Annotated in this window: 26 protein-coding genes; 16 read left to right on the forward strand and 10 right to left on the reverse strand. The window is 76.5% G+C overall.

Going from position 1 to position 24,807, the window contains the following annotated elements; genetic code table 11:
* Positions 1-11: 11 nt before the first annotated feature.
* From ACUN9U_RS07490 to ACUN9U_RS07545, 12 genes are all read left to right on the forward strand, one after another.
* Positions 12-923, forward strand: a complete 912-nt coding sequence (locus tag ACUN9U_RS07490; protein WP_445484313.1) for a phosphatase PAP2 family protein — start codon at positions 12-14, stop codon at positions 921-923.
* Positions 850-1,152 (forward strand): urease subunit gamma, encoded by a 303-nt coding sequence (locus ACUN9U_RS07495; RefSeq protein ID WP_445484314.1) that lies wholly within the window; start codon positions 850-852, stop codon positions 1,150-1,152. Before ACUN9U_RS07490 ends, ACUN9U_RS07495 begins: the two co-directional genes overlap by 74 nt.
* Positions 1,149-1,535: an urease subunit beta gene (gene ureB, locus ACUN9U_RS07500; protein WP_445484315.1), complete on the forward strand. Its 387-nt coding sequence runs from the start codon at positions 1,149-1,151 to the stop codon at positions 1,533-1,535. The genes ACUN9U_RS07495 and ureB overlap by 4 nt, the downstream gene beginning before the upstream one ends.
* Positions 1,535-3,265, forward strand: coding sequence for an urease subunit alpha (locus ACUN9U_RS07505; protein ID WP_445484316.1), 1,731 nt, complete (start codon positions 1,535-1,537; stop codon positions 3,263-3,265). Before ureB ends, ACUN9U_RS07505 begins: the two co-directional genes overlap by 1 nt.
* Before the next feature lie 40 nt (positions 3,266-3,305).
* Entirely contained in the window at positions 3,306-3,971 is a 666-nt protein-coding gene (locus tag ACUN9U_RS07510) for an urease accessory UreF family protein (protein ID WP_445484317.1), read from the forward strand.
* A 229-nt stretch (positions 3,972-4,200) separates the two neighbouring features.
* Entirely contained in the window at positions 4,201-4,860 is a 660-nt protein-coding gene (gene ureG / locus ACUN9U_RS07515; protein WP_445484409.1) for an urease accessory protein UreG, read from the forward strand.
* 2 nt (positions 4,861-4,862) lie between these two features.
* The gene (locus ACUN9U_RS07520; protein ID WP_445484318.1) at positions 4,863-5,663 is read left to right on the forward strand and encodes an urease accessory protein UreD; all 801 of its coding nucleotides are present in this window, start codon (positions 4,863-4,865) and stop codon (positions 5,661-5,663) included.
* Complete coding sequence (locus tag ACUN9U_RS07525; RefSeq protein ID WP_445484319.1) at positions 5,660-6,886, forward strand: Nramp family divalent metal transporter; 1,227 nt, start codon at positions 5,660-5,662, stop codon at positions 6,884-6,886. The genes ACUN9U_RS07520 and ACUN9U_RS07525 overlap by 4 nt, the downstream gene beginning before the upstream one ends.
* A 41-nt stretch (positions 6,887-6,927) precedes the next feature.
* The gene (locus tag ACUN9U_RS07530; protein WP_445484320.1) at positions 6,928-7,449 is read left to right on the forward strand and encodes a hypothetical protein; all 522 of its coding nucleotides are present in this window, start codon (positions 6,928-6,930) and stop codon (positions 7,447-7,449) included.
* 5 nt (positions 7,450-7,454) lie between these two features.
* The gene (locus ACUN9U_RS07535) at positions 7,455-8,624 is read left to right on the forward strand and encodes a zinc-dependent alcohol dehydrogenase (RefSeq protein ID WP_445484321.1); all 1,170 of its coding nucleotides are present in this window, start codon (positions 7,455-7,457) and stop codon (positions 8,622-8,624) included.
* Complete coding sequence (locus ACUN9U_RS07540; protein WP_445484322.1) at positions 8,621-9,406, forward strand: dienelactone hydrolase family protein; 786 nt, start codon at positions 8,621-8,623, stop codon at positions 9,404-9,406. Before ACUN9U_RS07535 ends, ACUN9U_RS07540 begins: the two co-directional genes overlap by 4 nt.
* Entirely contained in the window at positions 9,390-9,632 is a 243-nt protein-coding gene (locus ACUN9U_RS07545) for a hypothetical protein (protein ID WP_445484323.1), read from the forward strand. Before ACUN9U_RS07540 ends, ACUN9U_RS07545 begins: the two co-directional genes overlap by 17 nt.
* A 134-nt stretch (positions 9,633-9,766) precedes the next feature.
* Here the strand turns inward: ACUN9U_RS07545 and ACUN9U_RS07550 are convergent, their stop codons facing one another.
* Genes ACUN9U_RS07550 through ACUN9U_RS07560 form a run of 3 tightly spaced genes read right to left on the reverse strand, consistent with a single transcriptional unit; the run spans position 9,767 to position 14,021 of the window.
* On the reverse strand, positions 9,767-10,303 hold the full coding sequence (locus ACUN9U_RS07550) for a nucleoside deaminase (RefSeq protein WP_445484324.1): 537 nt from the start codon (positions 10,301-10,303) through the stop codon (positions 9,767-9,769).
* Complete coding sequence (locus ACUN9U_RS07555) at positions 10,300-13,146, reverse strand: molybdopterin-dependent oxidoreductase (protein WP_445484325.1); 2,847 nt, start codon at positions 13,144-13,146, stop codon at positions 10,300-10,302. The genes ACUN9U_RS07550 and ACUN9U_RS07555 overlap by 4 nt, the downstream gene beginning before the upstream one ends.
* A complete protein-coding gene (locus ACUN9U_RS07560) occupies positions 13,143-14,021 on the reverse strand; it encodes an FAD binding domain-containing protein (protein WP_445484326.1) in 879 nt (292 codons plus the stop codon). The genes ACUN9U_RS07555 and ACUN9U_RS07560 overlap by 4 nt, the downstream gene beginning before the upstream one ends.
* 104 nt (positions 14,022-14,125) lie before the next feature.
* Here ACUN9U_RS07560 and ACUN9U_RS07565 point away from each other — a divergent pair, with 104 nt between their 5' ends.
* A complete protein-coding gene (locus ACUN9U_RS07565; RefSeq protein ID WP_445484327.1) occupies positions 14,126-15,493 on the forward strand; it encodes an APC family permease in 1,368 nt (455 codons plus the stop codon).
* Here ACUN9U_RS07565 and ACUN9U_RS07570 read toward each other — a convergent pair.
* Positions 15,438-16,373 (reverse strand): LysR family transcriptional regulator, encoded by a 936-nt coding sequence (locus ACUN9U_RS07570; protein ID WP_445484328.1) that lies wholly within the window; start codon positions 16,371-16,373, stop codon positions 15,438-15,440. The two genes, ACUN9U_RS07565 and ACUN9U_RS07570, sit on opposite strands and share 56 nt — an antisense overlap.
* Before the next feature lie 92 nt (positions 16,374-16,465).
* Here ACUN9U_RS07570 and ACUN9U_RS07575 point away from each other — a divergent pair, with 92 nt between their 5' ends.
* The gene (locus ACUN9U_RS07575) at positions 16,466-17,479 is read left to right on the forward strand and encodes an EamA family transporter (protein WP_445484329.1); all 1,014 of its coding nucleotides are present in this window, start codon (positions 16,466-16,468) and stop codon (positions 17,477-17,479) included.
* A 20-nt stretch (positions 17,480-17,499) separates the two neighbouring features.
* Here ACUN9U_RS07575 and miaB read toward each other — a convergent pair whose 3' ends face one another.
* Positions 17,500-19,074 carry a tRNA (N6-isopentenyl adenosine(37)-C2)-methylthiotransferase MiaB gene (gene miaB, locus ACUN9U_RS07580; RefSeq protein ID WP_445484330.1) on the reverse strand — a complete coding sequence of 525 codons (1,575 nt, stop codon included), beginning with the start codon at positions 19,072-19,074 and terminating at the stop codon, positions 17,500-17,502.
* Positions 19,075-19,093: 19 nt separating this feature from the next.
* Here miaB and ACUN9U_RS07585 point away from each other — a divergent pair, with 19 nt between their 5' ends.
* Positions 19,094-19,918, forward strand: a complete 825-nt coding sequence (locus ACUN9U_RS07585) for a YqjF family protein (RefSeq protein ID WP_445484331.1) — start codon at positions 19,094-19,096, stop codon at positions 19,916-19,918.
* Here ACUN9U_RS07585 and ACUN9U_RS07590 read toward each other — a convergent pair.
* The 4 genes from ACUN9U_RS07590 to ACUN9U_RS07605 all read right to left on the reverse strand — a co-directional run bounded on the left by ACUN9U_RS07590 (position 19,869) and on the right by ACUN9U_RS07605 (position 23,091).
* Positions 19,869-20,606 (reverse strand): DNA-3-methyladenine glycosylase I, encoded by a 738-nt coding sequence (locus ACUN9U_RS07590; protein WP_445484332.1) that lies wholly within the window; start codon positions 20,604-20,606, stop codon positions 19,869-19,871. The two genes, ACUN9U_RS07585 and ACUN9U_RS07590, sit on opposite strands and share 50 nt — an antisense overlap.
* 2 nt (positions 20,607-20,608) lie before the next feature.
* Positions 20,609-21,070, reverse strand: coding sequence for a regulatory protein RecX (locus tag ACUN9U_RS07595; RefSeq protein ID WP_445484333.1), 462 nt, complete (start codon positions 21,068-21,070; stop codon positions 20,609-20,611).
* A gap of 137 nt (positions 21,071-21,207) precedes the next feature.
* Positions 21,208-22,272: a recombinase RecA gene (gene recA / locus ACUN9U_RS07600; RefSeq protein WP_445484334.1), complete on the reverse strand. Its 1,065-nt coding sequence runs from the start codon at positions 22,270-22,272 to the stop codon at positions 21,208-21,210.
* 249 nt (positions 22,273-22,521) lie between these two features.
* Positions 22,522-23,091, reverse strand: coding sequence for a CGNR zinc finger domain-containing protein (locus ACUN9U_RS07605; protein ID WP_445484335.1), 570 nt, complete (start codon positions 23,089-23,091; stop codon positions 22,522-22,524).
* Positions 23,092-23,143: 52 nt separating this feature from the next.
* Between ACUN9U_RS07605 and ACUN9U_RS07610 the strand changes: the two genes are divergently transcribed.
* Positions 23,144-24,112, forward strand: a complete 969-nt coding sequence (locus ACUN9U_RS07610; protein ID WP_445484336.1) for an EamA family transporter — start codon at positions 23,144-23,146, stop codon at positions 24,110-24,112.
* Here ACUN9U_RS07610 and ACUN9U_RS07615 read toward each other — a convergent pair.
* Entirely contained in the window at positions 24,098-24,754 is a 657-nt protein-coding gene (locus ACUN9U_RS07615) for a S1 family peptidase (RefSeq protein ID WP_445484337.1), read from the reverse strand. The two genes, ACUN9U_RS07610 and ACUN9U_RS07615, sit on opposite strands and share 15 nt — an antisense overlap.
* Positions 24,755-24,807: the final 53 nt, after the last annotated feature.

A 24,807-nucleotide genomic window follows, 5' to 3' on the forward strand; every position in this document is an offset into this window, starting at 1 on the left:
CGACTGATCCGATGCCTCTCGGCCTGCGTGCAGACGCGCTGCGCGGGTCCGGCGAGCACCGGGAGGCGCTGGCCTCCTGGCTGGCGGTCCGCTGGCCGCTGCTCGCCGGCGTCGCGCTGCTCGGCGTCCTGGTCGACCTCCTGCTCGGCGGCCCCCTCACCACCGTGGTCGACGTGCGGGTGCACGCCTGGATGGCCGCGCTCCCCCACACCGGACCGGACCTGGTCGCGGCGCACGTGCTCGACCACACCGGCCAGCGGTGGCTGGTGACGCCGGTGGTCGTCGCGGCCGCGCTGTGGGCGTGCCGCCGCCGGGGCAGCTGGTCCTCGCTGTGGCTCGTGCTCGGCACGATCTTCGCGATGAACGTCGTCATCGCCGTCGCCAAGTTCACCCTCGCCCGCGGCCTGGCGGTCAGCGGCGACCCCTCCCTGTTCGTGCCCGGCGGGCAGGCCTTCCCCTCCGGCCACGGGGCCAACGCCGCCTCGGCGGCCGCCCTGGTCGTCCTGCTCGTGGCCCGCGCCCGCAGCACCCGCATCCGCCGCTCCACCGCGCTGGTGGCCGTGCTCGTGCCCAGCACCGTGATGACGGTGGTGTCGCTGTACCTGGGGTTCCACTGGTTCAGCGACCTGCTCGCGGGCGCGCTGCTCGGCGTGCTCGTGGTGCGCGCCGGCGTGGCCGTCGAGGGCTGGCTCGGACCGCGGATGCGGCGCCGGCGCCGCATCGGCGTGCCCCCGCTGCACCTGGTCGCTCCGCTGGCCTCCGGGCGTCCCGGCGACCAGCCGGGCGACCAGCCCGCCGACCTGCCCGCCGACCTCCCCGCGGGGCAGCCCGCTCGGCTAGCGTCGGCGCGTGCTGCTGACCCCGCACGAGACCGAGCGCCTGATGCTCAGCTACGCCGCCGACCTGGCGCGGCGGCGGCGTGAGCGGGGCCTGAGGCTCAACCACCCGGAGGCCGTCGCGGTCATCACCTCCTTCGTGCTGGAGGGGGCCCGCGACGGGCGCACCGTGGCCGACCTCATGGCGGCCGGCCGCGAGGTGCTCACCCGCGAGGACGTCATGGACGGCGTCCCGGAGATGCTGCACGACGTGCAGGTCGAGGCGACCTTCCCTGACGGCACCAAGCTCGTCACCGTCCACGAGCCCATCCCGTGAGCGCCGCCGACGCCGGCTGGCACCCCGGGCAGGTCCTCGTCGAGGAGGGCGCAGGGCCCGTCACCACGCTGCCCGGAGCCCCCCGCACCACCCTCGTCGTCGTCAACACCGGTGACCGGCCGGTGCAGGTGGGCTCCCACTTCCACCTCGCGCAGGCCAACACCGCGCTGGCCTTCGACAGGACGGCGGCGCACGGGCTGCGCCTGGACGTGCCGGCCGGCACCGCCGTCCGCTTCGAGCCCGGGGTCGAGCGCGAGGTGGTGCTCGTGCCGATCGGCGGGGCGCGCGTGGTGCCCGGGCTGACGGTGCCCGCCCCCGGCCGCCTGGACGGGCAGGCGCCCGGCCGCCCCGACCCCGAGCCCCGCCCGGACGGCGGCGCCTGATGGCCGAGCTGTCCCGCGAGCGCTACGCCGCCCTCTTCGGGCCCACCACCGGGGACCGGATCCGGCTGGCCGACACCGACCTGCTCATCCGCGTGGAGGAGGACCGCTGCGGCGGCCCCGGCCGCTCGGGGGAGGAGGCGGTCTTCGGCGGCGGCAAGGTCATCCGCGAGTCGATGGGCATGGCCCGCACCACCCGCGCCGAGGGGGCGCTGGACACCGTCATCACCGGCGCGGTGGTGCTGGACCACTGGGGGGTCGTCAAGGCCGACGTCGGCATCCGCGACGGCCGCGTGGTGGCGCTCGGCAAGGCCGGCAACCCCGACACGATGGACGGGGTCCACCCCGACCTCGTCATCGGCCCGTCGACGGAGGTCATCGCCGGGAACGGCAAGGTCCTCACCGCCGGCGCCGTCGACTCCCACGTCCACTTCATCTGCCCGCAGGTCGTGCCCGAGGCCCTGGGGAACGGGACGACCACGCTGGTCGGCGGCGGCACGGGTCCCGCGGAGGGCACCAAGGCCACCACGGTCACGCCCGCGTGGCACACCCCGCTCATGCTCGAGGCGATGGACGGGTGGCCCGTCAACGTGGCGCTGCTGGGCAAGGGCAACACCACCTCGGCGGCGGCGATCGAGGAGCAGCTGCTGGCGGGCGCCTCGGGGCTGAAGCTCCACGAGGACTGGGGCTCCACCCCGGCCGTCATCAACGCCGCCCTGCGCGCCGCCGACGAGCACGGCATCCAGGTGGCGCTGCACTCCGACACCCTCAACGAGGCCGGCTTCGTGGAGTCGACCCTGTCGGCGATCGCCGGGCGGGGCATCCACGCCTACCACACCGAGGGCGCCGGGGGCGGTCACGCACCGGACATCATCACCGTCGCCTCGCACGCGAACGTGCTGCCCAGCTCCACCAACCCGACCCGGCCGCACACCGTCAACACCATCGACGAGCACCTCGACATGCTCATGGTCTGCCACCACCTGAGCCCGCGGATCCCGGAGGACCTCGCCTTCGCCGAGAGCCGCATCCGGCCGAGCACCATCGCCGCCGAGGACGTCCTGCACGACCTGGGCGCCATCTCGATGATCGGCTCGGACTCCCAGGCGATGGGCCGCATCGGGGAGGTGGTGCTGCGCACGTGGCAGACCGCGCACGCCATGAAGGTGCGCCGCGGGGCGCTGGCCGGTGACCGCAGCGGCCCGGACGGCGACGACAACCTGCGGGCCCGCCGGTACGTGGCCAAGACCACCATCTGCCCGGCCATCGCCCACGGGCTGGACGGCGAGGTCGGCTCGGTGGAGCCGGGCAAGCTCGCCGACCTCGTCCTGTGGGACCCGGCGTTCTTCGGGGTGCGGCCCCACCTGGTGCTCAAGGGCGGCTTCATCGCCTGGGCGGCCATGGGCGACGCCAACGCCTCGATCCCCACCCCGCAGCCGCAGCTGCCGCGCCCGATGTTCGGGGCGGCGCCCGCCGTGGCCGCGGCGACGTCGGTGCACTTCGTGGCGCCGACCGCCCTCGAGCACGACCTCGCCGACAGGCTGCGGGTGCAGCGGCGGCTCGTGGCGGTCAAGGACGTGCGGAGGCTGACCAAGGCGGACATGCCCCAGAACGGCGCCCTGCCCCGCATCGAGGTGGACCCCGACACGTTCACGGTGCGCATCGACGGCGAGGTGGTGGAGGAGTCCCCCGCACGAGCCCTGCCCATGGCCCAGCGGTACTTCCTCTTCTGAGCCGCACCCCCACCGTGATCATGGACGAACGGCCACCCGCGTGACGCTCGCGGCACTCCTCGCGCTCGCCGACTCCCGCCTGCCCGCGGGCGGGCACGCCCACTCCGCCGGCACCGAGCAGGCGGTGCTCGACGGGTACGTGCGCGACGAGGCCTCCCTGGGCACCCTGCTGCGCCGCCGCCTTCTCACCGCGGGCGTCGTGGCGGCGCACCTCGCCGCGGCCGCCTGCTCTGCGCCCGGGGCCGAGCAGCTGCGCGCGCTGGACGGCGAGGCGGAGGTGCGCCTGCTGGCGCCCGCCGCGCGCGAGGCGTCCCGGGCGCAGGGGCGCGGCCTGGTCCGCGTGGCCTCCGTGGCCTGGCCCTCCGCGGCGTGGGCGGCGCTGGGCCAGGTCGCCCGCGCCCCCCACCACCCGCTGGCCGTCGGGGTCGCCGCCGCGGCGGGCGGCGGCTCCCCCCGCGACGCGGCCCTGGTCGCCCTGTACCTCACCGGGACCGCCCCGGCCACGGCCGCGGCGCGCCTGCTCGGGCTGGACCCGGTCACCGTCGCCGCGGTGCTCGCCTCCCTCGGCCCGCTGCAGGACGCCCTGGCCGCCGCGGCCGCCGGCGCCGTCGCGCGCGGCGAGGAGCCCCCCGCCGAGTCCGACCCCCTCAGCGACCTCCTGGTGACCCGGCACGCGCCGCGCCAGGACAAGCTCTTCGCCTCCTGACCCACCCGGAAGGAACCCCGTGGACCCCCAGCCCACCGGCGCCGAGCGCACCCCCGACCTCGACCACACCCCCGCCCGGCCGGACGTGGAGGCGCACCGGCGCTTCACCGAGCCCCCGCACACGCACCCCGCGCCGCAGGACCGGTTCGGCAACCCCCTCCCCCACCCGCACGACGACGACGCCCACGCCCGGGCCCACGCCGCCGGGGTCCCCCACACCCACGCGCCGGTGGCCACCCCGCGCCGCCCGCCGTCGGCGCCGCTGCGCATCGGCATCGGCGGCCCGGTGGGCTCGGGCAAGACGGCGCTGGTCGCCGCGCTGTGCCGCGCGCTGGGCCCGGAGGGCGCGGGCCTGGACATGGCCGTGGTGACCAACGACATCTACACCACCGAGGACGGCGACTTCCTCGTCCGCCACGGGGTGCTGCCCGCCGAGCGGATCACCGCGGTGCAGACCGGCGCCTGCCCGCACACCGCCATCCGCGACGACATCGCCATGAACCTCGACGCCGTGGAGGAGCTGGAGGAGAGCTTCCACCCTGACGTCGTGCTCGTGGAGTCCGGCGGCGACAACCTCACCGCCACGTTCAGCTACGGCCTGGTGGACGCGCAGGTCTTCGTCGTCGACGTCGCCGGCGGCGACAAGGTGCCCCGCAAGGGCGGACCGGGCGTCATCACCTCCGACCTGCTCGTCATCAACAAGACCGACCTCGCCCCCCTGGTCGGTGCGGACCTGGGCGTCATGGACCGGGACGCGACCGCGCTGCGCGGCGAGCGCCCGGTGGCGTTCACGAGCCTGCGCGAGGACCCGGGCGCCGCGCCCGTGGCCGCGTGGGTCCAGCAGCTGCTGGCGCAGCGCCGCGAGCTCGCCAGGGCCGCGGCCGGCTGACGGTGCGCACCAGGGTCGAGCTGGTCGCCGCCGCCGGCCCGGCGGGCACCACCCGCCTGCTGGCCAACCGCGCCGAGGGCGTCCTCAACGCCCGCCGCACCGGGCCCCACGAGGTGCACCTGGTCGGCACGGGCGCGGGCCCCCTGGGCGGTGACGCGGTGGAGCTCGACGTCGTCGTCCGGCCCGGTGCCCGGCTGTCGCTGCGCGGTGTCGCCGCGACCCTGTCGATGCCCGGCAGGTCCGGCCGGCCGGCGCGCCTGGACGTGCTGCTGCGCGTCGGCGAGGGCGGGCACCTCGACGTCGCCCTGGAGCCGCTCGTGGCCGTGCGGGGCAGCGACCTGCACGCCACCACCACCGCCGACGTCGCGGCGGACGCCCACCTCGACCTCACCGAGGCGGTGGTCATGGGCCGATGGCGCGAGGCTCCCGGGCGCTGGCGCGGCACGCTGCGGGCCGACCTGGGCGGCGCCCCGTGGCTGCGCCAGTCGGTGGCCCTGGGGCCCGGCTCCCCGGCCTGGGACGCCCTGGACGCCCCGCGCGTGCTGCTCAGCCGGCTGCGCTCCCCCGCGGCGCTCGGCGAGCAGCCGGGCACCACGACGACGGGCAGGACGACGACGGGGGCCGCCGGACGCACCGCGGGCTGCGCCGCCGCCCTGCCGCTGCCCGGCGGCGGCGAGCTGGCGCAGGCCCTGGGAGCCGACCTGCTCGCGGCGCGCCGCGACCTGGCGGCCACGGCGGCCACGGCAGCTGCGGCGGCCACCGGATTTCGGGCGACCGAAACCTCTGGCACCCTGACCCGGTGACGACGACCGCCGCCCGCGCCCCGGAGCGGCGGCTGCTGCACCTGCTCGGCCCGGCGTTCGTCGCCGCCATCGCCTACGTCGACCCCGGCAACGTCGCCGCCAACCTCACCGCCGGCGCCCGGTACGGCTACCTGCTGCTGTGGGTGCTCGTCGTCGCCAACGCCATGGCCGTGCTCGTGCAGTACCTGTCGGCCAAGCTGGGCGTGGTCACCGGGCGCACCGTCCCCGAGCACCTGCGCGACCGGCTCGGCGCCCGGGGCCGGCTGGCCTTCTTCGCCCAGGCGCAGGCGGTGGCCGTGGCCACCGACGTCGCCGAGGTCATCGGCGGGGCCGTGGCGCTCCACCTGCTGTTCGGGCTGCCGCTGTGGCTGGGCGGGGTCGTCACCGGGGTGGTCTCCACCGCGGTGCTGGCGCTGAACACCGCCGACGGCGTGCGGCGCTTCGAGGCCGTCATCATCGCCCTGCTCGGCGTCATCGCCGTCGGCTTCCTCGCCGGCCTGGTCGTCGCCCCGCCCGACCCCGCCGAGGCCGCGGCCGGCCTGCTGCCGCGCTTCGGCGGCCCCGACACCGTGCTCCTGGCGGCCAGCATGCTCGGCGCCACCGTCATGCCCCACGCCATCTACCTGCACTCCGGGCTCGCCCGCGACCACCACGGCGGCGCCGTGGCGCCCGACCGGGTCCCCCGGGTGCTGCGGGCCACCCGCACCGACGTCGTCGCGGCCCTGGCGCTGGCCGGGGTGGTGAACATCGCCATGCTGCTGCTGGCCGCCACCTCGCTGCGCGGCGTGGCCGGCACCGACACCCTCGAGGGCGCGCACGCCGCCGTGGTCGACGCGCTCGGTCCCGCGGTCGGGCTGCTGTTCGCCGTCGGGCTGCTGGCCTCCGGGCTGGCCTCGACGTCGGTGGGCTCCCAGGCCGGCGCCGTCATCTGGGGCACCCTGCGCCGTCGCGTGCCCCCGCTGCTGGTGCGCCGCACGCTCACCCTGGTGCCCGCGGTGCTCGTGCTGCTGGCCGGAGCCGACCCCACGCGGGCGCTGGTGCTCAGCCAGGTGGTGCTCAGCTTCGGCATCCCCTTCGTCCTCGTCCCGCTGCTGCGCCTGACCTCCAGCCGCGCGGTCATGGGCGAGCACGCCAACACCCCCGTGGTGCGGGCCCTGGCGCTGCTCGCGGTCGCCGCCGTCGTCGTCCTCAACGTGCTGCTGCTGGTGCTGACCCTCGCGTGATCGGGTCGCTGCGGCGGGAGGCTCGCCGTAGCGTCGAGCAGGTGGCGCACAGTGACGGCAGGCTCGCGGGAGCGGTCCGGGCGGTGCGCGAGCACCTGCCCGGCGCCGGCGGCGGGCGGACGGGCGACCCGGTCCAGCAGTCGGTGACGCTGACGGCCTCCGCCGTCGACGTCCTCACCGCCCTGGAGGACCCGGCGGTGCTGAGCCGGCTGCTCGGGGAGCTCGGCTCCGCGGCGCCGCACGGCGCCGGCGTGCGCTGGAGCTTCGCGGCCGGGGAGGGGCACGGCGCCCTGGCCTGGGACAGCGCGCTGACCCGCCGCGAGGACGGGCTGCGCTACGAGGGCGAGCTCGAGGGCGGCTCGACGGCCAGCCTCGACGTCACCACCTCCCCGGCGCCGCGCGACCACGGCCTGCAGGTCCGCCTGGTGGCCGACCTGCCGCTGCCCCGGCTCGCCGCCGGGGCGCTGGCGTTCACCCTGCTCTACCGGCTGCGGGCGCTGCTCGTCACCGGTGAGGTGCCCACGCTGCGGCCCCAGCCCGCGGCCCGCGACGAGAGGGGCTGAGCCGCGTGCGCGCCCTGGTGTGGAACGGCGTCAACGACCTCGCGGTCGCCGACGTGGCCGAGCCGACGATCATCAACCCCCGCGACGTGCTCCTGCGCGTCGTGCTGACCACCACGTGCGGCTCCGACCTGCACTTCATCGACGGCTACCTGCCCGGCATGCGCGCCGGCGACGTCTTCGGCCACGAGTTCATGGGCGAGGTGGTCGCCACCGGCAGCGAGGTCAGCCGGGTGCGGATCGGCGACCGCGTGGTGGTCCCGAGCTTCATCTCCTGCGGGCGGTGCTGGTACTGCACGCACGAGATGCCCTCCCTGTGCGACACCACCAACCCCAACGCCGCCGTGCAGCAGCCCCTGCTCGGCTACCCCTCCGGCGGCATCTACGGGTACACCCACCCCTTCGGCGGGTACGCCGGCAGCCACGCCCAGTACGTGCGGGTGCCCTTCGGCGACGTCAACTGCTTCACCGTGCCCGACGGCGTCAGCGACACCCAGGCGCTGTTCGCCTCCGACGCGGCCCCGACGGCGTGGACCGGCGCCGACTTCTGCGACATCTCCCCCGGCGACGTCGTGGCCGTCTTCGGCGCGGGCGCGGTGGGCCTCATGGCCGCCGCGGCGGCGCGGCTCATGGGTGCCGAGCGGGTCGTCGTCGTCGACAGGCTCCCCGAGCGCCTCGCGCTGGCCCGCGAGCACCTGGGGGCCGAGACCATCGACTACAGCAGCACCGACAGCGTGCAGGAGGCGCTGCGGGAGACGACCGGGGGCCGCGGGCCCGACAGCGTCATCGAGGCCGTCGGGATGGAGGGCCACGGCACGGGCGTCCAGCAGGTCGTCGACCGGGTCAAGCAGGCGGTGCGCGTGGAGACCGACAGGGCCACGCCGCTGCGCGAGGCGGTGCTCGCCTGCCGCAAGGGCGGGGTGGTCTCGGTGCTCGGCGTGTACGGGCTGACCGACTCCTTCCCCATGGGCGTGGTGACCAACAAGGGCCTCACGGTGCGCTCGGCGCAGCAGCACGGGCAGCGCTACGTGCCCCGGCTGCTGGAGCACCTGCAGCGCGGAGAGCTCGACACCTCCTGGCTGGCCACGCACCACATGCCGCTGGAGGACGCCGTGCACGGCTACCAGATCTTCAAGGACAAGCAGGACGGGTGCCTGCGCGCGGTGTTCCACCCGTGAGCCTGCGCGAGGTCCAGCTCGCGCCGCGCCCCGGCGGATCGCCCGGTCTGCGCGGGGTGCTGGGCGTGCCCGACCGCGCCTCCCACGGCGAGGGGCCCTGGCCCGGCGTGGTGGTGGTGCACGAGGCCTTCGGCGTCGACGACGTCATGCGCCGGCAGGTGGAGCGGCTCGCGCAGGCCGGCTACCTGGCGCTCATGCCCGACCTGTTCACCGCCGGCGGCGCCCGGAAGTGCCTCACGGCGACGTTCCGGGCGCTGGCCGCGGGGCACGGACGGGCCTTCGAGGACGTCGAGGCCGCGCGCTCGCAGCTGGTGGCCCTCGCCGAGTGCACCGGGCGGGTCGGGGTGATCGGGTTCTGCATGGGCGGGGCGTTCGCGCTGCAGCTGGCCAGCCCCTCGCGCCCCGGCGGGCCCTACGCCGCCTCGTCGGTGAACTACGGCCGGCTCCCCGGCTCCGACGCCGAGCTCGACGCCCTGCTCGCCGGCGCGTGCCCGGTGGTCGGCAGCTACGGCGGGCGCGACGCCTCGCTCAAGGGCGCCGCCGACCGCCTCGACCGCGCGCTCGAGCACGCGGGAGTGCCGCACGACGTCCGCGAGTACCCCAGCGCGGGGCACTCCTTCCTCAACGACGCCCCCACCGGCCCGCGGCTGCTGCGCCCGGTCATGCAGCGGGTCCTCGGCGCCGGGCCGGAGCCGGAGGCCGCGGCCGACGCGTGGCGCCGGATCGAGGCGTTCTTCGACGAGCACCTGAGGCAGGAGCAGGCCCGTGGCACCGACACCTGAGCAGGACCTCTCCGTCTGGAGGCGCCTGGCGCCCAGCGGGCTGCTGCTCGTGGGCAGCGGGCTCTCGGTGGCCCTGGACGCCTCCGCGCGGCGCGCGGCCGGGGCGCCGCTGCTGCGGTGGGTGGCCGAGGGGACGGCGGGCCTGGTCCTGGTCAACGCCGGGCTGGCCCTGTACGGGGAGGCCATGAAGCGCCGGGGCCTGCACGACGCGGCCACCCGCTCCTAGCCCGCAGGTCCGCGCGCACCGTCAGGTCGAGCGCGCACCGTCAGGTCGAGCGCGCACCGTCAGGTCGAGGAGGCTGGATCCGGCCTTGTGGACCTGACACTGCGCCAGGACCTGGCAGGAGGAGCCAGCGGACGTCAGTAGTCGACGCGGTCGGCCCGCGAGCCCCACGCCGTGAAGGGCGCCAGCCGGTCGTCGTGGGCCAGGTGCGCCACGCGGATGGAGCCCAGCTCGGGCCAGCGCTCGCGCGGCGCCGCGAAGAGCTCGTAGAAGGCCCGGTCGTCGAAGCCCGCCAGGGCGGCGTCGTCGCGGTCGGCGGCGTAGACCACGCCGTCGACGCGGGCCCACAGCGAGGCGGCCAGGCACAGCGGGCACGGCTCGCAGGAGGAGACCAGCACGCAGCCGGGCAGCCGGAAGTCACCGACGGCGGCGCAGGCGTTGCGGATCGCGACCACCTCCGCGTGCGCGGTGGGGTCCAGCGTGGGCGTGACGAGGTTGGTGCCGGTGGCGATGACCTCGCCGCCGCCGTCCTCGGCCACCCGCACGACCACGGCGCCGAACGGGCCGCCCCCGCCGTCGACGTTCTCGCGGGCCAGGTCGATCGCCCGTCCCAGCCACTCCAGCTCCAGCGCGCTGCGCCCGGTGCCCGCGCCGTCCTGCTCGACCGCGGTCATGCCTGCTCCCCCTGCTCGTCGTGGTGCTCGCCCTTCCAGGCCAGCCAGACCCTGTCACGCGCCATCGGCAGCCGGTGGAACCGCACCCCCGTCGCGTCCCGCACCGCGTTGGCCAGCGCCGGGGCGACGGGGTTGTACGGGCTCTCGCTCATCGACTTCGCGCCCATCGGCCCGAGGCTGTCGGACGTCTGGGCGAAGAGCACCTCCGTCGTCGGCACGTCGGCCCAGGTGGGCACGTGGTAGGTGCGGAAGGCGGGGTTGCTCACCGCGCCGCTGCCGCCGGGGCCGTCGTCGAGGCGGACCTCCTCGTAGAGCGCAGCGCCGATCGCCTGCGCGACGCCGCCCTCCACCTGCCCGCGGCACTGCTCGGGGTTGACCACCACGCCGGCGTCCGCGCCGTGCACCGACCGCAGGACGCGCACCTCGCCGGTGGCCGGGTCGCAGGCCACGGTGAAGGCCTGCACGTCGAAGGCCACCGACCGCGGCGTGCCGCCCCACTGCCCCCTGCCGACGAGCTCGCTCCCCTGCGCCGCCGCCGCTCGCGCCAGGTCGGCCAGCGGCACGCGGGCCCCGGCGACGACGACGGCGTCGCCGTCCAGCCGGCACGCCTGCGCAGGCACGGCCGCGCCGGGCAGCGAGGCCGCCGCCCGCTCCACGAGCAGCCGTGCCAGGGCGTCAGCGGCGGCGTGCACGGCGCGGCCGGCCACCACGGTGCCGGTGGAGCCGAACGCCCCGGTGTCGTGGGGGACCAGGTCGGTGTCGGACTGGCGCACGCGCACCCGGTCCGGGGTGGTCCACAGCGCGACCGCCGCGATCTGCGCGTGCGCCGTGGTCGTGCCGTTGCCGAACTCGGCCGTGCCCACCCGCAGCTCGTAGCAGGCCCGGCCGTCGTCGCCGAGCACGAGCGCGACGGCGGCGTCGGCGTGGTGACCCCGCGGCGGCACCGTGTCGATCATGGAGATGGCCATGCCCTCGCCCACCGGCCAGCCGGGCGGGGCCTCCGCCCGGGCGGCCTCGCGGTCGGCCGCGACACGGGCCTGCACGCGGTCGAGGAGCTGGTCGAGGCCGTAGCTGCCGTAGACCACGTCGCCGGGCTCGTCGGTGGTGGCCGTCATGGGGTCGCCGGGCACGACGGCGTTGCGCCGTCGCAGGTCGTACGGGTCCACCCCCAGCGCACGGGCCAGCTCGTCCATCGCCGACTCGACGGCGAAGACCAGCTGCGAGAGCCCGTAGCCGCGGAAGGCGCCCGCGGGGACGGTGTTGGTGTAGACCGACCAGCCGTCCACGCGCTTGGCCGGGCAGCGGTACACCCCCAGGGACTCCCCGCAGCCGTGGAAGAGGACGCCCGGCGCGTGGTTGCCGTACGCCCCCGTGTTCGACACCACGCGCACGCTCATCGCGGTGAGCGTGCCGTCGGGCAGCGCGCCCAGCCGGGCGGTGACGGAGATCGGGTGGCGCGTGGTGGTGGCGGAGAACTGCTCGGCCCGGGTGAGCTCCCACTGCACCGGCCGGCCGGTGAGGAGCACTGCGAGCCCCACGAGGTCCTCGGTGAGCATCTCCTGCTTGCCGCCGAACCCGCCGCCCACGCGCCCGGCCACCACGCGCACCCGCTCGCGGTCCAGCCCGAGGACGACGGCGAGGGCGTCGCGGGTGAGGAAGGGCGTCTGCGTGGAGGACCTCACGACCAGCCTGCCCCGCTCCTGTCGGGAGCCGTCCAGCGGGCCCTCGAGCCAGCCGCGAGCGGCGTGCACCTCCAGCGCCGCGTGCGCGAGGCGCTGGCTGCGCCAGGTGCCCTCCACCACGGCGCCGCCGGCCGCGCGGGCGGCCTCGAAGCCCGCCTCGACGTCGCCGAGGTGGCCGTGGACCTCGGCGACGACGTTGTCGGCCGGGCGCGCGACGCGGGTCAGCGCCGGGTCCTTGTCGCCGTGCAGCACCGGGGCCCCGGTGCGCGCCGGGTGCATCGCCACCTCGGGGTCGAAGACGGCCGGCAGCACCTCGTAGCGCACCCCGTCCGCGAGCGCGGCGACGCCGGCCTCGGCCGCGCCGACGCTCTCGGCGACCACGGCGGCCACCCGCTGGCCGGCGAAGCGCAGCACCCTGTCGAGCACGAGGGTGTCGTCGGGGTCGTCGGTGGGGCGGTGGTGGCGCGCTGAGGAGTGCAGCACCGGCCCGACCGCCGCCGCGACGTCGGCGGCGGTGATGACCCGCACCACCCCGGGCACGGCCAGCGCGGCGGTGGCGTCCACCGAGAGGACCCGGGCGTGGGCGTGCGGGGAGCGCAGCACCGCCAGGTGCAGCATCCCCGGCGGGGGCGGTTCGTCGAGGGTGAAGCGGGCCGCGCCGGTGACGAGGTCGGGCCCGGCGGGTGCGGGGGTGCTGCGCCCCACCGCCGCCCCGGGCGGGGCGTCGCGGTCCACGGTGGTGCGCCCGGCGAGGGCGTCGCGGATCGAGCGGTACCCGGTGCAGCGGCACAGGTTGCCCTTGAAGGCCCGGGGCAGGTCCTGGAGCAGGTGCTCGTGCGCGCCGTCCTGCAGCGCGGCGGTGGTCATGAGCATGCCGGCGGTGCAGAAGCCGCACTGGAAGCCCTGCGCGTCCAGGAAGGCCCGCTGGCAGGGGTGGCGCAGCCCCTCCACCGTGGTCACCTCCCGGCCCTGCGCGCGCGCGGCGGGGTAGAGGCAGGAGTGGACGGCGCGCCCGTCGACGTGGACCGTGCAGGCGCCGCAGTCGCCGGCGTCGCAGCCCTTCTTCACCCCCGTCCAGCCGCCCTCGCGCAGCCAGGTGCGCAGGCACTGCCCCGGGCGGGACTCGCGCTCGTCGGGCCGGCCGTTGACGACGGCGCTCACGCCGGCTCCCCCAGCAGCTCCGCGGTGACCTCGCGGACCTGGACCAGCGCCATCGCGCGGCGCCAGGCGGGGTGGCCGTGGACGTCGTCGTGCCAGGTCCGGCGGGGCTCGGAGCCGTCGGCCGCGGCGTCCAGGGCCGCTGCCGCGGCCTCGGGCCCTCCCGCCGCCACCAGGGCGTCCGGTGAGGTCCAGCGCAGCTGCAGCGGCGCGCGCAGCGCGGCGGTGACGGTGACGACGAGCCCGCCCGGTGCCCCGCCGACGCGCGCTGCCCCGTCGAGCCGCCCGACGACCAGGCTCGCCGACCTGCCCAGGGGCGTCAGCGTCGCCCGCCGGAACGCCGTGCGGGCGGCCAGCGACGACGCCGGCACGACCACCTCGCGGACGAGCTCTCCCGTCGCCAGCGCGGTGGCGCGGTCGCCGGTGACCAGCTCGGCGACCGGCAGGAGCCGTCGGCGCGGTGGCCCGCCGGCAGCGGGGGTCCACAGCTCGGCCACGCCGTCGAGCGCCGCGAGCAGGGAGACGACGGGCGCCGCCGGCAGGGCGGTGACGAGGTTGCCGCCGACCGTGGCCACGCCCTGCACCTTCCAGCCGGCCAGGAAGGCGTCGGTGCACCGGGCGACCAGCGGCGGCGCGGCGGCCCAGCCGGTGAGCTCCTCGACGGTGCAGGTGGCCGCGACGTGCAGCGCACCGCCGCCGTCGAGGCGCAGCGGGTCCCAGCCGAGGGCGCCCAGGTCGAGCAGGCGGCGGGCGCCGGGCTGCGGCTCGGAGAACAGCCACGTGCCGCCGGCCAGCCACACGTCGCCCTCGCGCAGCGGCTCGCGGCCCTCCAGCACCGGCCCGGCGGGCACGAGGGCGGTGACGCCGTGCAGGTCCATCACGGCGCACCGTAGGCGACGCGGCGCCCCTCCGGGCGCCTCGCCGGCACCTTCGTGTGGGGCTTGGGGGGGCGATCACCGCACGGTCCGCCCACGCTGGACGGATGTCCACCCGCGTGACGCCCGAGGGCGACACCCGCACCACGCCGCTGCGGCGGACGGTGACGGGCCCGCTGCTGTTCCTGTTCATCCTCGGCGACGTGCTCGGGGCCGGCGTCTACGTGCTCGTGGGGGAGGTGGCCGGCGCCTCGGGCGGGGCGGTGTGGGTCCCGCTGCTCGTGGCCCTGGCGCTGGCGCTGCTCACGGCCTCCTCCTACGCCGAGCTGGCCACCAAGCACCCGCGCGCCGGTGGCGCAGCGGTCTACACCACGCGGGCCTTCGGGCCGCTGGTCGGCTTCGTCGTCGGCTTCGCCATGCTCGCCTCCGGTGTGGTGTCGGTGGGGGCGCTGGCGCTGGCCTTCGGGGGCGACTACCTCGGGCAGTTCGTCCGGCTGCCGGTCTGGCTGGTCGCCGTCGTCTTCCTCCTGGCCCTGGCGGCGCTCAACGCCCGCGGCATCCGCGACTCCCTGCGCGCCAACGTCGTCATGACGTGCATCGAGGTGGGCGGGCTGGTCCTCGTCGTCGTCCTGGGCGTGGTGGTGCTGGCCCGCGACGGCGGGGACCCCTCCCGGCTGACCGCGCTGGGCACCGCCGAGCACGGCCCCGCGGCGGCGGTGCTGGCCGGCACGGTGCTGGCGTTCTACTCCTTCGTCGGGTTCGAGACGTCGGTCAACGTGGCCGAGGAGGTCCGCGACCCGCGCCGCTCCTACCCGCGCGCGCTGTTCGGGGCGCTCGCCGTGGCCGGCCTGGTGTACCTGGGCGTCGGTGTCGTCGCGAGCCTCGTGGTGCCCACCGACGTCCTCGCGGGCTCCAGCGGGCCGCTGCTGGAGGTGGTCCGCGAGGCCGGGGTCGTGCCGCTGGTGGTCTTCGCCGCCATCGCGCTGGTCGCCGTGGCCAACGGCGCCCTGCTCACCGGCATCATGAGCTCGCGCCTGACCTACGGCATGGCCCGCGACGGCGCGCTCCCGCAGGTGCTCGCCCGGGTGCTGCCGCACCGGCGCACCCCGTGGGTGGCCATCGTCGTCACCACCGCGGCCTCGCTGCTGCTGGCGCTGACCGGCACGGTGGCCGACCTGGCCGCCACGCTCGTGCTGCTGCTGCTCGTCGTCTTCACGGCCGTCAACGCCGCGGTGCTCGTGCTGCGCCGCGAGGGCCCCGGCGAGCGCGAGGACGAGCACTTCCGCACCCCGACGCTGCTGCCGGTGCTCGGCATCGCCTCGTGCGTGCTGCTCGCCACGCAGGTCGAGGCCGGGGTGTGGCTGCGCGGCGGGGTGCTGCTGGCGGTCGGTGTGCTGCTGGGCCTGCTCTCCACCGGGCTCAGGCGCCGCCAGCCCCGCCAGCCAGCTCCCTCGACAGGGCCGTCAGCTCGGTGAGCACCCGGCGCACCACGGGGCGCTCGGCGGTGTCGGCGCGGGCGAGGGCGTCGACCTGCCGCCCCGCCCGCACCCCGAGCAGCGGCAGCAGGCGCACGCCGGGGTGGCGCCCGCAGGTGTAGCGCGGCAGCAGCGAGACCCCGTGGCGGGCGGCCACCAGCTCGAGCACCACGTGGAAGTCGTTGATCCGGGAGACCACGCGCGGCGGGCCGGCGTCGTCGGCTCCCCCGGCCAGCACCGTCCGCAGCACCTCGGCCACGGGGAAGCCCTCCTTCACGGAGATCCACCGCTCGCCGGCGAGGTCGGCGGGGCGCACGCCCCCGCGCTGCCCGGCCACGGCGACGAGGCGGTGGTCGCCCGGGACGGCGACGTCGAGGGGCTCGCGCAGCAGCGGCACCACGCGCACGCCCGGGCTGCCCACCCAGGCGCGCTCCCCCTCGGGCCGGTGGGCGATGACGACGTCCACCCTGTCGGTGAGCGGCGCGAAGTCGTCGAGGGGGACGTCCTCGTCGGTGCACTCCACCTCCACACCGCTGCCCTCGAGCCGCGTGAGCAGCCCCGGCAGCAGCAGCTCGGCACCGGAGGAGAAGGCCGAGACGCGCACCGGCCCGGTGGCCGCCCGGTGGGCGTCCAGGACGGCGGTGCGGGCGCGCTCGAGGGCCACCGCCACCTCGTCGGCGGCCTCGGCCAGCGCCAGGCCCGCGGCGGTCAGGCGCAGGCCGCGCCCGGCGCGCTCGGTCAGAGGGACGCCCGCCTGCCGGGTCAGGGAGGCCAGGTGCTGGCTGACCGCGGAGGGGGTCAGGTGCAGCACGGCGGCGGCGCGGGTGACCCCGCCCTGCGACCTCACCGCCCGCAGCGCCTCCAGCGCCCTCACGTCCACGCGCCGGTCCCTCCGTCCATGCAGTCAGACTGCACGGTCGGTGTGGGATCTGTCGATGGACTGCACGGTCCGGTCGCCCCCAGGGTGGACGCGTGCCCCTCACCGCCCGCCTGCTGGCCCTGCTCGTCGCCGTGACGTGGGGGCTGAACTTCGTGGCCATCCACGCCTCCCTGCAGCAGTTCCCGCCGCTGCTGTGCGCGGCGGTGCGCTTCGCCGTCATCGCGGTGCCGGTGGTGCTGCTCGTGCCGCGCCCGCGCGGGGTCCCGGTGCGCTGGCTGCTCGCCTACGGCGCCGGGTTCGGGGTGGCGCAGTTCGTCTTCCTCTACACGGCGATGGCCGTCGGCATGCCGGCCGGGCTCGCCTCGCTCGTGCTGCAGTCCTCCGCGCCCTTCACCGTGGTGCTGGCCGGGCTGCTGCTGGCCGAGCGCCTGTCCGGCCGGCAGGTGGCCGGCGTCGTCGTCGCCGTGGCGGGCCTGGCGGGCATCGCGGTCTCGCGCGCCGGGCTCGGCGGGGCAGCGACCCTGCTGCCGGTGGTGCTGACGCTGCTGGGCGGGCTGGGGTGGGCCTTCGGCAACCTCGCCTCCCGGCTGGCCTGGCGCGACCGCGTGGCCGCCGGCGAGCCGCCCACCGCCGGTGAGTCGCTGCGCCTGGTGCTGTGGGTCTCGGTGGTGCCGCCGCTGCCGCTGGCGCTGGCGTCGCTGCTGCTGGAGGGCCCCGCGCGGATCACCGCGGCGTTCACGGGGCTCGGCTCGCGGACCGGGCTGCTGGCGCTGGCGGGGCTGGCGTTCACGGTGCTCGTCGCGACGCTGGTCGGGCAGGTGGTGTGGTCCGCGCTCATGGCGCGCCACCCCTCGAGCTCCGTGGCGCCCTTCTCGATGCTCGTCCCGGTGGTGGGCCTGCTCGCCGCCCGCGTGCTGCTCGGGGAGGCGACGCCGTGGCGGGAGGTGGCGCTCGGCGCCGTCGTGGTGGCCGGGGTGCTGCTGGGAGCCTCCCGTCCCCGCCCCGCGGCTCCGACCGCCCCGGCTCCGACCGCCCCCGCTCCCGAGCCCGCCCCTCCCGCGACGATCAAGGAAGTGGCGCACGCCTCGCGCACACAGCTTCCTTGATCGTCGCGGGGAAGGTGGCGTCAGGCGACGGGGACGCGCAGGGACGGCATGCCCAGCCCGACCGAGCGGCCTGCGGCACCCGCGCCGGCAGCGCCGCCCTGGGCGGGGACCCCGCAGCTGGCCAGCTGGCGGCGGTCGTACGCGTCACCGCCGCGGGTGCGCCGCACGCGCAGCGCCGCCCCCGCGGGCACGTCGGCCACGAGGTGGTGCGGCGCCGACTGCGTCACCTCCACGGTGACGACGTCGCCCGGGCGGGGCCTGTCAGCCTCGGCCAGGTCGGCCGGCAGCCCGACGTGCACGAGCCGGTTGTCGCGGGCGCGGCCCGAGACGCGCTGGCTGGCTCCGTCCTTCTTGCCCTTCGCCTCGGCGACGAGCACCTCGACGGTGCGGCCGACCTGCTGCGCCGCCTCCGCCTCGGAGACCCGCTCCTGCAGGGCGACGAGCCGCTCGTAGCGCTCCTGCACCACGGCCTTGGGCAGCTGGTCGGGCATCGTGGCGGCCGGCGTGCCGGGACGCTGGGAGTACTGGAACGTGAACGCGCTCGCGAAGCGGCTGGCCTCCACCACGCGGAGGGTCTCGGCGAAGTCCTCCTCGGTCTCGCCGGGGAACCCGACGATGATGTCGGTGCTGATCGCGGCGTCGGGGATCCGCGCCCGGAGCCGGTCGAGGATGCCGAGGAACCTCTCCGACCGGTACGAGCGGCGCATCGCCCGCAGCACCCGGTCGCTGCCGGACTGCAGCGGCATGTGGAGCTGCGGCATCACGGTGGGCGTCTCGGCCATGGCGGTGATGACGTCGTCGGTGAACATCGCCGGGTGCGGGCTGGTGAAGCGCACCCGCTCGATGCCGTCCACGCGCCCCACGGCGCGCAGCAGGTCGGCGAAGGCGCTGTTGCCGCGGCCCCGCGCGGCGTCGTCGAGCGCGTCCCCGAACCCGCCGACGCCCGTGCCGTAGGAGTTGACGTTCTGCCCCAGCAGCGTCACCTCCACCACGCCGTCGGCGACGAGGGCCTCCACCTCGGCGAGCACGTCGCCGGGACGCCGGTCCTTCTCCTTGCCGCGCAGCGCCGGCACGATGCAGAACGTGCAGGTGTTGTTGCACCCCACGCTGATCGACACCCACGCGCTGGCGGCGGACTCGCGGGCCTGCGGCAGCGTGGAGGGGAAGACCTCCAGCTCCTCCAGCACCTCCACCTGCGCCTCGGCCTGCACGCGGGAGCGCTCCAGGAGCGCCGGCAGGGCGTGCGTGTTGTGGGTGCCGAAGACGACGTCCACCCAGGGCGCCTTCGCGAGGATGACGTCGCGGTCCTTCTGCGCCAGGCACCCGCCGACGGCGATCTGCATGCCGGGGCGGCGCGCCTTGACGCTGGCGAGGTGCCCGAGGTTGCCGTAGAGGCGGTTGTCGGCGTTCTCACGGACCGCGCAGGTGTTGAGGACGACGACGTCGGCCTCGCCGGCCTTCGCGGCCTCGTCGGAGGACCGGGCGTAGCCGGCGTCCTCGAGCAGCCCCGCGAGGCGCTCGCTGTCGTGGGCGTTCATCTGGCACCCGTAGGTGCGGACGGCGTACGTGCGCTCGACGGGCTGGACTGCGACCACCCGTCGAGGATAGGTGGCTGTGAGCAGCAGCCCGACGCCGCGGACCGAGGCGATCGCCGACGCACCGGAGCTGCACGGCCCGGTGATGATGGAGCAGGCCTGGCGTGACGCGGCGTTCCTGCACTGGGCCGTGCCGCCGGAGCGGGTGGCGCACCTCATGCCGCCGGGCGTGCGGCCCGACGTCGGCCCCGGCCCCTCGGACGCTGTCACGTACGTGGCGCTGGTGCCGTTCCGCATGGTCGGGGCCGGCCTCGGCCCGCGCGAGGTGGGCCCGGCGGTCCCCTGGGCCGGCACCTTCCTGGAGACCAACGTGCGGCTGTACTCCGTCGACGACACCGGCCGGCGCGGCATCGTCTTCCTGACGCTGGAGTGCTCCCGGCTGGTGGTGGTGGCGGGAGCGCGGGCGGCGTTCGGGCTGCCGTACCGCTGGTCCTCGATGGCGTTCGGGCGCCGGGCCGGCGGCCGGGACGACGGCGCGGGGCAGCGCCTCGCCTACGCGCTGCGCGGCCGGGGCGCCCGCTCCCACCTCCACCAGCGGCTGGAGCTGTCGCTGGGCGCGCAGCTGTCGCCGACCGAGGCCCACGACGACCACGGCCTGCCGCGCTTCCTGACCGCCCGCTGGGGGCTGCACCAGCAGCACGTCGGCCGCACGTGGTACGTGCCCAACGAGCACGGCCCGTGGCCGCTCCGGACGGCGACGGTCGAGGCCTTCGAGGACACGCTGCTGGCCGACGTCGGCTTCCCCGACCTGGCCGAGCGCGAGCCCGACTCGGTGCTCTTCTCCTCCGGCGTGGTCACCCGGTTCGGTCTGCCGGGGGACGCGCGCCGGCCCCGCCGGGGCTGACTCCGCCACCGCTCGAGCTGCCGCTGGGGCCGCTCCTGCCGAGGCCGCCGCGGCTGGAGCCGGCGCGGCTGACCGGTGGGGTGAACGCCGCCCTCGCCGCGGCGACCTCCTCGCGGGCCGCGCAGCCCGCGGCGTGGTCGTTGACCAGGCCCATCGCCTGGTGGAACGCGTAGGCGGTGGTGGGCCCCACGAAGCGCCAGCCGCGCCGCTTGAGGTCCTTGCTCATCGCCACGGCCTCCGGCGACGTGGTCCGCTCGGCCACGGGCCCCGCGGCTGCGGCACCCGCCCCGTCAGCGGCCGGCTCCCAGCTCCACACGTAGGCGGCGATGCTGCCGTGCTCGGCCACCAGCTCCCGCGCTCGGGCGGCGTTGGTGACCGCCGCCTCGATCTTCCCGCGGTGGCGCACGATCCCGGCGTCGCCGAGGAGCCGCTCCACGTCGCGCTCGTCGAACCCGGCGACCACCTCGTGGTCGAAGCCGGCGAAGGCGGCCCGGAACGCCGGTCGCTTGCGCAGGATGGTCAGCCAGCTCAGCCCGGACTGGAAGCCCTCCAGGCACACCTTCTCGAACAGGCGCCGGTCGTCGGAGACCGGGAAGCCCCACTCGGTGTCGTGGTAGGCGGCGTAGTCGGGTGTCGAGGCGCCCCAGGCGCAGCGCGGTACCCCGTCGGCGCCGATGACCACGTCCACCGTCAGTCCTCCGTCTCCAGCTCGCCGACCTGCTCCGAGCGCACGGCCTCGCGCACCACCTTCATGACGAGCCCCTGGCCGTAGCCCTTGCGGGCCAGCATCCCGGCCAGCCGGCGGGTCTGGACCTCCGGCGCCAGCGAGCTCATGGACCGCAGCCGCCGGGCGACGAGGTCGCGCGCAGCGGCCTCCTCCGACGCGTCGTCGACCTGCTCCAGCGCCGCCGCCGCGGTGGCGTCGTCGACGCCCTTGGCCCGCAGCTCGTGTGCCAGGCCCCGCCGGCCCAGCCCCCGGGTGAGGCGCTGGGACCTCACGAGGACCTCGGCGTAGGCGGCGTCGTCGACCAGGCCCACCTCGGTGAACCTGTCGAGCACCTGCCCGGCGGTCTCCTCGGGGACGCCGCGCTCGGCGAGCTTCTTCTCGAGCTGCGCGCGGCTGCGGGGTGCAGCCGTCAGCTGGCGCAGCACGACGTCGCGCGCGGTGGCCGCGGGATCGCGGTCGACGGGGGGCGCCGGCCGCTCGGTGCTGCCACCCGCGCCCGAGCGGCCGGGACCGCGGCGACCGCGGCCCCGGCGCTGCTCGCGCTCGCCGTGGCTGAGGTCGGTCAGAAGTCGACCTTGACCTCGGCCGGCAGCTCGACGGTGTCGGCGGCCGCCGCGGCCTGACCGATGCCGAGCTTCTCCTTGATCTTGCGCTCGATCTCGTCGCCGAGGTCGGGGTTGTCGCGCAGGAAGGTGCGGGCGTTCTCCTTGCCCTGCCCGAGCTGGTCTCCCTCGTAGGTGTACCAGGCACCGGACTTGCGGATGAAGCCGTGCTCCACGCCCATGTCGATGAGGCCGCCCTCGCGGGAGATGCCCACGCCGTAGAGGATGTCGAACTCGGCCTGCTTGAACGGCGGGCTGACCTTGTTCTTGACGACCTTGACGCGGGTGCGGTTGCCGACGGGCTCGTTGCCGTCCTTGAGGGTCTCGATGCGGCGCACGTCGAGGCGGACCGAGGCGTAGAACTTCAGCGCCTTGCCGCCCGTGGTGGTCTCCGGCGAGCCGAACATCACGCCGATCTTCTCGCGCAGCTGGTTGATGAAGATGGCCGTGGTGCCGGCGGTGTTCAGCGCACCGGTCATCTTGCGCAGCGCCTGCGACATGAGGCGGGCCTGCAGACCGACGTGGCTGTCGCCCATCTCGCCCTCGATCTCGGCGCGGGGCACCAGGGCCGCCACGGAGTCGATGACGATGATGTCGAGCGCGCCGGAGCGGATCAGCATGTCGGCGATCTCGAGGGCCTGCTCACCGGTGTCGGGCTGGGACACGAGCAGCGCGTCGGTGTCGACGCCGAGCTTCTTGGCGTACTCCGGGTCGAGCGCGTGCTCGGCGTCGATGAACGCGGCGATGCCGCCGGCCTTCTGCGCGTTGGCCACGGCGTGCAGCGCGACGGTGGTCTTTCCGCTGGACTCCGGCCCGTAGATCTCGATGACGCGGCCGCGCGGGAGGCCCCCGATGCCGAGCGCGACGTCGAGCGCCGTCGACCCGGTGGGGATGAACTTCATCGGCTCGCGGACCTCGTCACCGAGGCGCATGACGGTGTTCTTGCCGAACTGCTTGTCGATCTGCGCGAGGGCGAACTCGAGCGACTTCGACTTGTCGTTGGTCTTGGTGGCGGGTGCGGCCACGAGGATCACCCCTGTCGACGGGCACCCGGACCGGCCGGGCGCTGCTGCGGTGCGTTCGGGGACGACGCTAGGCGCCACCACCGACAGTCCGTCGCCGCGAGGCCGCGCCCTGTGGACGGGCGGCCCTCCGCGGCGAGCACCCGGCCAGCCTACCCCTCGTGACCGAACGCGCGTTCGACATCGCGGGGGCGCGCCGGGCCCCGCGGCACCACCGCCCGGGAGCAGGGCGGACCGGGCCGACGACGGCGCTCAGCCGCGGAGCCTGGCCCGGTACGCGGCCACGGCGGCGCGGTTGCCGCACGAGCCGTCGCAGAAGCGCCGGGACCTGTTCTTGGACAGGTCCACGAAGACGTCGGCGCAGCCCTCGCCGGCGCAGCGCCGCAGCCGGCCGAGCTCGCCGCGGCGCACCACCTCGACCATCGCCATGCCGGCCTCCACGGCCATGCGGCGGTCGAGGGGGGCGTCGGAGGGCGTGGCGTGCAGGTGCCAGTCCCAGCCGTCGTGGCGGACCAGCTGCGGCAGCGCGCGGCCCTCCGACAGCAGCGCGTTGACCAGGGCCACGAAGCCCTCCTCGTCACCGGCCAGCGCCAGGTCCCACAGGGCGAGCAGGCGGGGGCGCAGGGCCCTGACGGCCTCCAGCTCGGCGAGGTCGTGGTCGCGCCGGCCGCTCCAGCGGTGCTGCTCGCAGAAGGCGTCCAGCGCCGCGACGTCGGGCAGGTGCTCCTCACCGGAGACCTGGTCGAGCGTGTTGACCACGGCGACGAGCGCGGCGAGCTCGCGCTCGGTGTCATGAGCGAAGAGCACCTTGACCCCTTTCACGTGCAGCCACTAGCGTCACCTCCGGTGTCACCAGCGTAGAGGGGCTTGACTCATGACAGCGACTGCGGCGCGGGCCGTCCCGGCCCCGTCCACCCCTGCGGCGCAGCGCGGCCTGCTGTTCGCCCTCGCCTCCGCGGCGGCCTTCGGCACCTCGGGCATCTTCGGCGGCGCGCTGCTGCAGGCCGGGTGGACGCCCGGCTCGGCCGTCATCGCGCGCATGCTGGGCGCCGCGCTCCTGCTGGCGCCGGTCGCCGTCGCCCAGCTCCGCGGCCGCTGGCACCTCCTGTGGGCCGCCCGCTGGCGGGCGCTGGCCTTCGGGGTCTTCGCCATGGCCGGCTGCCAGCTCGGCTTCTTCGCCGCGGTCGAGACCGTGCCGGTCTCCCTGGCCCTGCTCATCGAGTACTCCGGGGTGCTGCTCGTCGTCGCCTGGGCGTGGACCGCCGGCGGCCGGCGACCTCGCCCGCGCACCGCCCTGGGAGGCCTGGCGGCCCTGGCCGGCCTGGCCCTGGTGCTCGGCGTCGGCGGCGCCGCCCTGGCCGGCGGCACGGGACTGGTGTGGGCGGGCGTGGCCGGGGTGTGCCTGGCGGTCTACTTCGTGCTCGCGGCCCACGACGGCAGCGGCGTGCCCGCCCTGGCCATGGCCTGGGTGGGCATGGTCGTCGGGGCCGCCGTCCTCGGCGCCGCCGCGCTGGTGGGACTGCTGCCCCTGGCGGCCACCACCGCCGACGTCACCCTCGGCGGCGCCGGCGTGCCGTGGTGGGCGGCGCTGGCCGGCGTGGTCGTCGTCGCCACCGCCTTCGCCTACGGCACCGGGATCGCCGCGGCCCGCCGGCTGTCCGCGGCGCCGGCGTCCTTCGTGGCGCTCACCGAGGTGCTCTTCGCCGCGGCGTGGGCGTGGGCGCTGCTGGACCAGCGCCTCACCGCCCTGCAGCTGGTCGGCGGCGCGGTGGTGCTCGCCGGGATCGCCGTGGTGCGCAGCGACGGGTCGCCCGACGTGCCGGCTCCCTCAGCAGCGGGCTGACGGGTCCGCCGGCCCCGGGGCCGCCAGCGCCGCGCGCAGCACGCCCACCGGCACCGCGTAGGCGTCGGACCCGGTCGTGGCGCCGGCGTAGAGCACCCCGACCACGGCGCCGTCGCCGTCCACGACCGCCGAGCCGGAGCTGCCGGGCGCCACCGCCGCCTCCAGCTGCAGCACCTGCTGCGCGGCGATGCCGAGCGGGTCGTCCACGGGGCCGGTGACCACCCCCCGCGCCCGGGCGAGGGCCTCCCCGCGCGGGTAGCCGACCACCGTGACGGCCTCGCCGCTGCCGGGGTCGGAGGCCGCCAGCGGCACCGCGGCGGGCAGCTCCTCCACCGTCCGGACCACCGCGAGGTCGGCGACGGTGGCGGTGGCCGAGGCGGTGACCGCCAGCTGGTGGCCGTCCCAGGTGTCGACCTGCAGCCGCTCCGCGCCCTGCACCACGTGCGCGTTGGTGACCAGGGTGTGCGCGTCCACCGCGAAGCCCGAGCCGGTCCGCACGCCGGCGCAGCCCACCGTGCGCACCCGCACCGAGGCGCGCACCGCGGTGCGCAGCACGGCCGCGGCGTCGGCGCTGGCGACGGCGCTCGCCGCCGCCGCCGCGGGGTCCGCCGCGACGTGCTGCACCGGGGGCGGCTGCGGCACGGCACCGCACGCCGCCGTCCCCAGCACGCCCGCCAGGACGACGACGACGGCGG

Source organism: Quadrisphaera sp. KR29 (assembly GCF_052644995.1).